The following is a 6630-nucleotide window of genomic DNA, read 5'->3' as shown; positions in this document are numbered from 1 at the left end:
TCACTGTCGTTCTCAAAATCGGTGGAGCTGCATGACAAGGTCATCGGGCATTATCTGAACATAAAACACTATCAGTAAGTTGGAGTCATTACCCAATATCGGTCGGCTGTTCGACGGCAAAATTTATGAAAGCGTGGTCACGGTCCGTGGGCCAGACGCTGAGCTTAACGCGGTGAACGATCGGTACGTCCTGCGCGGCGACCTGAATCTTGGCCTCGGCACCCTGCGAGTCGAAGAGGGCGCGCTGGCGAGTGCAAAGGAGATTGTTGTCGGCACCACCCGCGGCTACGACAGCCACCTTATCGCCACGGGTGCTGGCTCTCGTGTGACCAGTAATTTTCTCAGCGTAGGCACCGATCTGGGCGCACGCTCCACGCTTGCGATTGAAGACGGCGCTGCGCTCAATACCGCTTACGATGCACGCATCGGCAACGGTACCGGACCGGGTGAAACCGACACGCTGAGCCCGAAAGCCACCGTCACTGGGAGCGGCTCACAGTGGAACGTTGGCCGTACGTTGACGCTTTATGGCGACCTGGACGTGCTGAACGGCGGAACGGTTAACGTTGGCGGCGTGCAGGTGGCAGGCGTCTCCGGGGCAGGGAAAACCGCCGAGCTGGTTATTGCGGGCGAGGACTCGCGCTTTACCAGCGGCAGCAGCGTGAGCGTGGGCGATTACGGCAATGGCGTGCTGTCTGTGATTGACGGCGGTTCATTTTCCGCTGGCAGCAATGCGCTGATCGTGGGGACATCGGGTTCCGGCTCGAACCGGGGTGCGCTCATCATCGGCAGCCGCGGCAATATGGACACCGGCACGGGTTTAACTGAGCCAACGCTTGGCACGGCGGGCGGCGCAGGTACCCTCGATGCGAAGACGGCAATAAGCCTGCGTGGCGGACTGTTCGGCAGCTATGTCTACTTCAACCATACCGACGGAAATTACATCTTCAGCAACACGATGAGCGGTGAAGGTGATGTGATCAACACCTCCGGGCAGACGACGCTGAACGGCGATCTTTCCGCACTCAAGGCGAACGTCACCGCGCGGGGCGGTAAAGTCATTATTGCCAGCAATATTAATACCCAACCAGAAGACGATATTTTTGACGTCCAGACGCTTAGCGCGGAGAACGGCGGCACGCTGATCCTCAATGCGACGGCGGGTTCAGACGTCAGCAACGGGGTGGGTTACAGCAGCGCCGCGTCAATCAAGTCCGGCGGCACGCTGGGCGGCAACGGGACGCTGGGCCAGACCGAGATCCTGTCCGGCGGACATATCTCGCCCGGCGACGGCAATATCGGTACGTTGACGCTGAAACGCTATCTGAACTTTATCGGCGAATCCTTCTATGACGTCGATATCGCAGGAGATGGCCGCAGCGACCAGCTACTGGTATCGGGCAAAACCACCATCAGCAATCAGGCTAAGGTACAGGTCACCGCGCTGGATCCGCAAACCAGCTATAAAACGGGCCAAAGCTACCGCATTTTGACCTCCGACGGGGGAATTGACGGTGAGTTCGCCGGCGCGATCTCCAAATCCGCCTTCCTCGACGTGGCGCTTAAGCAAAGCACCAACGCCGTCGATCTGACCATCGCGCAGAAAGAGACCGGTGGCGAGAATCCTGGAGGAGAAAATCCCGGAGGCGAAAACCCTGGCGGTGAGAATCCTGGTGGTGAAAACCCCGGAGGCGAAAACCCTGGCGGTGAGAATCCTGGTGGAGAAAACCCCGGAGGCGAAAATCCTGGCGGTGAGAATCCTGGCGGTGAAAACCCCGGAGGTGAAAACCCGGGCAGCGGCAAGCCGGGCATTTTCCAGACCGTGGCCCAAAGCAGCAACCAGTGGAATACCGCTGGCGCGCTCTCCACGCTGACGCAAAGCGGCCCGTCTCTGGCGCTGTATAACTCGCTGCTTCTGCTGAGCGCACCGGAAGCGCGCGAGGCGTTCAACCAGCTTTCTGGTGAAGTTTATCCGTCAATGCAGTCCAACCTGATCGCTGGCAGCACGCAGGTGTTTAACGTGTTAAACCAGCGCATGCAGCGCGCGTTTGATAACGACAGCCTGCCGATACCACCGTTAGCCATGTCGCTGGTGCAGCAGCCGGAGCCGCAAAACAATGGCGTCTGGGGCCAGACCTTCAGCTCCTGGAGCCGAAACAGCGGCGACGGTAACGTGGGCAAGCTGGACGGCAACACCACCGGCTTCCTGCTGGGGGCAGATCGCAAGCTGGCGGACCATAACGTGCGTGTCGGCGGCTACTTCGGCTACAGCCGGGGTGATTACGACGTCGACAGCCGTCGCTCCTCAACGGATACCGACAACTATCACCTTGGCCTGTATGCGGCGGGTCAACAGGATGCGTTCTCCCTTCGCGGCGCGCTGGGGTACACCTGGCACAAGATTGAAGGCGAGCGCAATGTTGATTTCAGCGGTTTCTCGGATCGGCTGAAGTCAGATTACGACGCCAACTCCCTGCTGGCGTTCACCGAAGCGGGCTACCGTTTCGGCCAGCCAGACAGGAATATTGAGCCGTTCGTCAATTTATCGTACATCCGGCTGCATACCGACAGCTTCAGGGAAGACGGCGGTGCCGCTGCGCTGAGCGTCGGTAACGAAACGATGAACACCTTCTACACGACACTCGGGTTGCGCGGTGTGACCGAGCTGCCGAAGCACGTTAACCTCTACGGTTCATTGGGCTGGCAGCACGCCTATGGCGATAAGAATACCTCTTCGCGCATGGCGTTTGCGGGCAGCGACGCGTTCATTACTCAGGGACAGGCCGTGGATGAGGATGTGATGGTCGGTGATATCGGCGTGAGCGTACAGCTGTCGCGTGCTGCGACGCTGGATGTGGGTTACCAGGGACAATATGGTGCGGATACCCGCGTCAACTCGGTTAACGCCAATCTGCGCTGGTCGTTCTGAATTATTTCCATTAAAAGAACCCGCCCTCGTGGCGGGTTTCTGCTTTTGGCTTCTGACGAGGCTAGGGATCGTTCCCAACCGCGTCCAGCAGTTTGTTTTTAAAGATAAACAAACACGCCTCGTTGAAGTTCCCTGCCCCTAACCGCTCCGACAGCACCGTTCGCTTGCGATAGAGGCTTTTAACCGACATATTCAGCTTATCTGCAATCTCTTCCATTGACCTCCCTGCCTTCAGCAACCGGATCATTATCGCTTCGTGTCGACTCAGCCGTAAGTTAAGCAGCCATTTGGTTGTCAGACGCCTGCCTTTCATATCGAGCACCAGATTGAATAACGACGCCATATCCGGAGCCGTAAGCGACGTGTTCATAAACAGCTTCATACTGAGAAGATCCTCCTCTCGAGGACGCATATCCAGCATAACGCAGCAGATCGTTTTTCTCGTTCTGGCCGGATGGCGTATCAGGTAATCATATAAACGGAGCGGCGTACGGCTATCAATCAGTACAGTATATTCATTTGCGTCGGTATCAAATATGTTTCTGTCTATCGAACTGAGGCAAATTATATCCGGGAAAAATAGCCGCATCCCCCTGACAAGGAAACAATCCTGAGTCACTAACACTATTGAAGTCGCCACTAACCATCCCTTTTAGATTAAAGCAAGCCCGCCTCTTAAGAAACAAGAACGCTTTCGTTTATAGCGTTTTACATTAACGGCAAATGTTTTCTGGCTTTGATCATCCCTCAATATGACATTGGTGAGCTAGACTTTTTGCAGACTATCACTCAATGCCTGGCGTTAATTATAAATAAAAAAGAATTTCAGAAAAGTCACTTCTCTGAACATTAAGAATTTTTGTCATGAAACTTCCCAAACATGCACCAGAAAGTACTTTAATTAACTCAGAAGAACTTCATTTTGAATATAACAAAACAGGAAGCAGAGAAAGAAAAATCATTTAATATCAATTAATTAAAAACATCAACCCTGCACTAAATTATCTAAAAAACTTACTTCTCCCAGAATTATCTCAAAACCTCCCAGCCGCTTTTCAACTTATTTATCCCCCAACACATCGGGTGTACATTAAGCCCAATCAGACCACTGAGATGAGGGCTCATAATTACCTTTAAGTAAGTACCCCATAACGTAGCATCATTCAGATTTAATGTTCTCCTTTATGCCCTTTAACGCAGAGTTAAAAGGCGGCCGTGTTATGCAATGGATTCACAATAAACAAATGGCAAATAGATATGGAAAGATCGCTTAGCTTCACTACGTTATTCTTTTATCGCACCACAATATTATTGTTCCTGCTTTTACTCTTTCCTGTTCTGGTTCAGGCTGATGAATCCGTTTATGAGCATCAGATACAACAGGCACGTAACGGTAATTACGCTCTGTTTCTTGATTACCTACAGCGCTATGAGCAACAACATGCTTTAACACCCGGACAGGTTGCGGACTGGTTACAGGTAGCCTCCTGGGCAGGACGCGATGACGAAGTTATCCGGGTCTGGCAGCGTTATGGTATTTATATGCCGCTTCCCGCTCGCGCCATCGCTGCCGTCGCCCAGTCCAGAAGAAACCAAAAAGCCTGGCCATCCGCCTTATCGCTGTGGAAAGAGGCGCTCAGCCTTGCGCCGGATAACGACGATTACCGCATCGGCTATGTGAAGACTCTGGCCGATGCCCGCAAAGATCGCCTCGCGCTTTCGGAAGCCCGGCAGCTGGTTAAAGACAATCCTTCTCCCGCGCACCTTGAGACGCTCTCCTATGTCTGGATGCGCCAGGGAAAAAACAGGGATCGGCTGCTGGCTGACATGCGCGCGCTGAGCGCCGCGCCAGGGAATGAGGCCCTTCTTCGCGAGACGATCGATGCGCTAACGGATAACCGGGTAAGCACGCCCGCACTCTGGCTGTCACAAAACGCGGCGCTCTCTCCTGCGGAGCGCCGCCGCCTTGAGCGTAACGCCGCGGCTGAACGGGTACGCCTGGCGGATGTGCCTGGCAGAACGGAGAAAGAGCGCCTGCGGCTGGCACAAAACGCATTAGATCGCTATCACGCCCTGCTTTCCCGCTGGCAAAACGACCCGCAGGCGGCTGAAGACGTCATCCTTGCCCGTATCGATCGGCTTGGCGCCCTGTATGCGCAGGGTAATTACCAGCAGGTCATTAGCGAATATGAGTCGCTGACGGCCGCACAGCATCCGGTGCCGGACTGGGCCATCGGCTGGGTGATCTCTGCATATTTGCAGGAGAAAAACACCGTTGCCGCCTTCTCGCTTGTGCAACGCTATCCACACTACGCCTCCGATCCGCAGGATGAGGAGCATGCGCTTTTCTACGCCTGGCTGGATACGGGGCAATATCAGGCCGCCCGCCGCTACGTTGAGCGCGAGACCCGCAGCGTTCCCTGGACCCGCTACGATTTCGGGTCCCCCACCGCCCAGCCAAACGATCGGTGGCTTACCGGGCAGTCACTCAAATTTAACTATTTGCTGGCAACCAACGCCCTGCCGGAGGCCGAAAAGCTGTCGTATCGTCTGGCGTCAACGGCGCCGGGAAATCAGGGATTACAGATTGATTATGCCGCCCTGCTTCAGGCCAGAGGCCTGCCGCGTGCGGCCGAGCAAAAGCTTAAACGAGCAGAGACGCTCGAACCCACGAATCTGGAGCTTGAAAAACAGCAGGCTTACGTCGCAATGGACCTTCAGGAGTGGCGCCAGATGGATTTACTGGCTAATAACGTAATTGCTCGCGCCCCCGCCGATCGCAGCGCCCGTCGCCTGGACAGACTCAGAATGGTCCACCATATGTCTGAGCTGCGTCTGAAGGCGGGTAAAGGATTGCACTCAGATAACCCCGTCAGCGGTAGCCACGACATGAACTGGGACGCCACGCTCTATGGCCCGCCCGTGGCGGATAGCTGGCGGCTGTTTGCCGGCACCCGCTATGCCCAGGGGAATTTCGACGAAGGTAAAGGCATCAGCCGCCACCTGTTGGGCGGCGTTGAGTGGCGCCCCCGTGACCTCACGCTCGAAGCCGAGCTCTCCGGCAACCACTATCACGGCAAAAACAGGCCGGGCGCACGGCTCTCAACAACTTACAGCCTGAGTGATAACTGGCAGGTCAGTGGTAACCTCGAGCGCTTGTCACGCGCCACACCCTTACGGGCATTACGCAATGGGATTAGCGCCAACCGGGGTGAAGGTGGGGTGCGCTGGTATCAAAACGAGCGACGTGAATACCAGTTCAACGCCGCAATCAGCCGCTTCTCAGACCACAACCGCCGTCAGGAATACACCCTCTCTGGGAAAGAGCGTCTCTGGCAGACCCCGACCCTGACGCTGGATCTCGAACCGGGGATCGCCGCCAGTAAAAACAGCCTGCGGAATACGCTCTATTACAACCCGGCACGGGATCTGTCCGTGACGGCTGCCCTGTCCGTTGACCATGAGATGTACCGCCACTACGACACCCTCTGGAGCCAGCAGTTCGTGGCAGGCGGGGGCAGCTACTGGCAGAAAAATCAGTCACCTGGCGCCGTTACCCTGCTGGGTTACGGGCAACGCATCCAGTGGAACAACGTTGTCGATACTGGCGTGATGCTGAACTGGGATAAGCGCCCTTACGACGGCAAACGCGAGAGCAATCTCTCCGTCACGTTAGATGCGACTTTACGCTTTTAAGGATG

At 55.6% G+C, this 6630-nt stretch carries 4 protein-coding genes; 3 read left to right on the top strand and 1 reads right to left on the bottom strand.

Features of this window, described 5'->3' with window-relative positions; translation table 11 throughout:
* Positions 1-78 (top strand): IS1 family transposase (locus tag ACOTXL_RS13270; RefSeq protein WP_001401901.1); only part of this gene is annotated, 78 nt, incomplete at its 5' end.
* Position 79: 1 nt separating this feature from the next.
* A complete protein-coding gene (locus ACOTXL_RS13265) occupies positions 80-2929 on the top strand; it encodes an autotransporter outer membrane beta-barrel domain-containing protein (RefSeq protein WP_233093416.1) in 2850 nt (949 codons plus the stop codon).
* 61 nt (positions 2930-2990) lie between these two features.
* Here the strand turns inward: ACOTXL_RS13265 and ACOTXL_RS13260 are convergent, their stop codons facing one another.
* Positions 2991-3518, bottom strand: a complete 528-nt coding sequence (locus tag ACOTXL_RS13260) for a helix-turn-helix transcriptional regulator (RefSeq protein WP_003862459.1) — start codon at positions 3516-3518, stop codon at positions 2991-2993.
* Positions 3519-4186: 668 nt separating this feature from the next.
* Here ACOTXL_RS13260 and pgaA point away from each other — a divergent pair.
* Positions 4187-6625, top strand: coding sequence for a poly-beta-1,6 N-acetyl-D-glucosamine export porin PgaA (pgaA, locus tag ACOTXL_RS13255; protein WP_045350454.1), 2439 nt, complete (start codon positions 4187-4189; stop codon positions 6623-6625).
* Positions 6626-6630: the final 5 nt, after the last annotated feature.

This window comes from Enterobacter cloacae complex sp. IR5402, from assembly GCF_049238125.1.
GTDB lineage: Bacteria > Pseudomonadota > Gammaproteobacteria > Enterobacterales > Enterobacteriaceae > Enterobacter > Enterobacter hormaechei_C.
This window is presented reverse-complemented; position numbering and strand designations above follow the sequence as displayed.

What these genes read in the sequence shown, in the direction of transcription:
- ACOTXL_RS13260 (WP_003862459.1), bottom strand. Translation starts at nt 3,518, where the DNA reads ATGCGGCTATTTTTCCCGGATATAATTTGCCTCAGTTCGATAGACAGA.
- pgaA (WP_045350454.1), top strand. Translation starts at nt 4,187, where the DNA reads ATGGAAAGATCGCTTAGCTTCACTACGTTATTCTTTTATCGCACCACA.